Source organism: Candidatus Hakubella thermalkaliphila (assembly GCF_013281975.1).
In the GTDB taxonomy this organism is placed as follows: domain Bacteria; phylum Actinomycetota; class Humimicrobiia; order Hakubellales; family Hakubellaceae; genus Hakubella; species Hakubella thermalkaliphila.
Map to the genome: position 1 here is coordinate 1 of NZ_BLRZ01000160.1, position 2,996 is coordinate 2,996.

Below are 2,996 nucleotides of genomic sequence, written 5' to 3' on the forward strand. Positions count from 1 at the left end.
TGCACCGAGTTCGCCTCTCATTCCTAAATCCTAGTTTCCGGACAGCCTCTATAGTGATGAATCTCGAGAACCCAGGGGTATCTCTTGAAGTGCTCGAACATGCCATATTCGTCGGCTGAAGCTTGCAGTAACGGCTGAACTGGAACCGATGGAAGGTCTGGGACAATGCGCTCTAGTTCTTGAGGTATGCTTCTGGCGTCGGTAATGTCAGCAATAACGAACCGAGCCATGTGAGCTAGGGTGGAGACAGTCTCCGTGATATCTCGGCTAGCAGGTTTCTCGAAATCAAACAAGACAGGCAAATAGTCACGCTTGCGAAGTTCCTCTCGGATCGCATCCAAAACAGCCTTTCGCTCCAGCATGAAGCGACCCAAGATCAGCACAACCTTGGAGGTAATAGTATCAATTACGTGGCGGATTTTGTCACTGTGGAGGAGCAGATAAATGAACTGAGCGACTTCAAGATTGTCCACCGTGATAGTAGGCTCTTCGTAATCCGTGATGATCAGATTCGATTGATCCGCCTGCTCTAGTTTTAGCCCCCAAGCGGAAATCCCATAGACTCTACAATACCTAAGGGTCGCCTTCTCGAAGTTTGTCTCGACCAAACAGGCATTCGTGAGATCCGCCCAGTTGAGATCCGCCTCCCTGAAGTTTGCCTCGCTAAGGTCCGCCCCGCTAAGATCCGCCCAGTTGAGATCCGCCTCCCTGAAGTTCGCCTGCCTAAGGTCCGCCCCGCTAAGGTTCGCTCCCCTGAGATTCACCCTAGTGAGATTAACCCTGAAGAGGCTCACCTCGGTGAGTTTTGCCCCGCTAAGGTTCGCTCCCCTGAGGTCTGCCCCCCTAAGGTCTGCCCCCCTAAGGTCTGCCCCCCTGAGGTCTGCATCCCAGAGGTGCGCCTCCCTAAGGTCCGGCAGTATTCTAAGATTCTCTTTCCTCCACCTATTCCAAGCAGCCATCCCTTGCTTGAGAAGATTGAGATGCAGATCATTTGCCACAAGACTCAACTCCTCTTAGGTACCCTTATCATGTGTGATAATGCTTATTTACATAGGGATTTCCTTCCGTTTTTCGGCCATTTCTTTTTACTCTTTATTGGGCGCAATTTCATCTAAAACGGTTAATAACCGAACCTACTCCATCTACCCTGACTTTTGCAACTCATCTTCTAGTCTCAAGAAATCACCAACCCCTAGCCAATTCTTCGACTTCTTCGTCAATCCAGATTCTAGAGGCCTCCTATGCGAAGCACTCCTGCCCGTTCCCTGATTGACTCTTCCTCCTCTCTAGGCTCTACCGCTTGCCTTTCGGCCCTGCCCAGCACCCACTCCTCCACCCATTTCTGGAAGGTGATCTAGGTCATCTCCAAAGCCAATAGCTTGACCGCTCATACCCCGTAAGCCAATCATGTCATCTAGTTATCTTCTCTCACCGGTACGCAATGGCGCATATGATCTTAGGGTCTAGCAGAGTACAAGCAATTGGGCAAATATAGTGAGCCGCAAAGCCCATGTTATATGGAGTTGCCATTTTTTAGCTTACATTCTCTTGACCTCATCAGTTCCTCAAAGTATTCGTGACAAAGTTGTTTAGCTTCGTCCCAAGTTATGAGAGGATTATCCCAATCCTCAAAGATTTCATCAAATTCTGGCACGGCGTATCTTCCACAATTCTTACACTTCTCTAACGCTCCCTTTCCACTCATGCATACCGGACAAAACTCCTCAGGGGCGTCGCAATCATAGACTGCAGGTTCATATACGTAAGGCTCGTAAATTTTGACAAACTCCCAAGCAATAGCTATGCCCTCTTCAATCCAGAAATAGTTCCCGCAAAGTATACATCGGGCTAAAGCAGGATTTTTGATTGATCGACCCAACTCAGTCAATGGTCGATAGTAGGGAGAGTTAAAACCAAATGATGATCTGTTTATTTCGTCAGGTTCCTCCATAAGTCCAATAACCTTCCGAGCCTCATGCATTAAGAAGCTTCTCCTCAGATCTGTACATAGCTGGGGTAAAATTTCGGGTCTAAGTTGGTTATTTGCAGGGATTTGTAATGTGATGATGGATTGTTCTTGCCAATCTAAATTTAGTTTGTTAAGATACTTTTTAATCCACAGCCAGTACACTTTGTCACTTCGCACATCGCAAATCACAAATAACACTGGTAGAAGAGAATCACGCCAGTCTTTTAGATGCTCAGTGTCAATGTCAAAATGAATACGATCTTTAGAGATGTGCGGATGTTTAGTTCCTTTTATTTGGACATGAAATTCCCAAGGCGCTGTACGCCCAGATTCAAATACCTTAACGTGTAGGTCGATACCAAAATCATGATATAAACGATTGCATACCCAGTTTGCTTCGTTAAATATCTTCTCCACAAGTAATACTGCTTTCTCTCCAATTTGGCCGAATTCTGTTCGCTTCACCATTTGTTATCATCTCCGGAAATTTCTACCGGCAATTTCCTATAACGTTTTCGGTATAAAAGAACTCCGGCGAAGCCGAATTTGGACGGAGCGAAGTGTAGTCTTTTGCACCGTGTTATCTCTCGTTTTCGGCAGAATGCGCTTAACTCTGTGACCGTTGACGAACCCACTTAAGAGATTGTGACCCTCTTCGCCTTGCTGCATATGAATCAGCGATATAACCCTTGATTAGCCTATTCAGAAAACCATGAGACCAGTAACAACGTCCTGTAGCGTCTACAACACAGGCAACACAGTTATCAGGCCCAAGCTCGCTATAATGACTACAATCATCTTCTAGCATATACTCTTCTAGCTCATATGTACGCGATTTCCCTTCGGCAAGTTCAATCGGTTCTTCTTCTAAAATTACAAGACCTGGCAATTTCCTTTTGGCTCGCGTTGACAAATTAACCCTACAGCGAAATATTTTTATGGACTTTTCTTCCCACCTGTATTATAATCCCCTCGTAGGCTCCTCAGGCTCCTGAGGATAAAGCGCATCTTGCTTCTCCAACCCGAT

2 protein-coding genes are annotated in these 2,996 nt (G+C 46.3%); both read right to left on the minus strand.

Going from position 1 to position 2,996, the window contains the following annotated elements; genetic code table 11:
- Window positions 1-23: 23 nt before the first annotated feature.
- Window positions 24-998, minus strand: coding sequence for a pentapeptide repeat-containing protein (locus tag HW443_RS10240; protein WP_246273361.1), 975 nt, complete (start codon window positions 996-998; stop codon window positions 24-26).
- A gap of 515 nt (window positions 999-1,513) precedes the next feature.
- Entirely contained in the window at window positions 1,514-2,437 is a 924-nt protein-coding gene (locus tag HW443_RS10245; protein WP_176231829.1) for a DUF4365 domain-containing protein, read from the minus strand.
- Window positions 2,438-2,996: the final 559 nt, after the last annotated feature.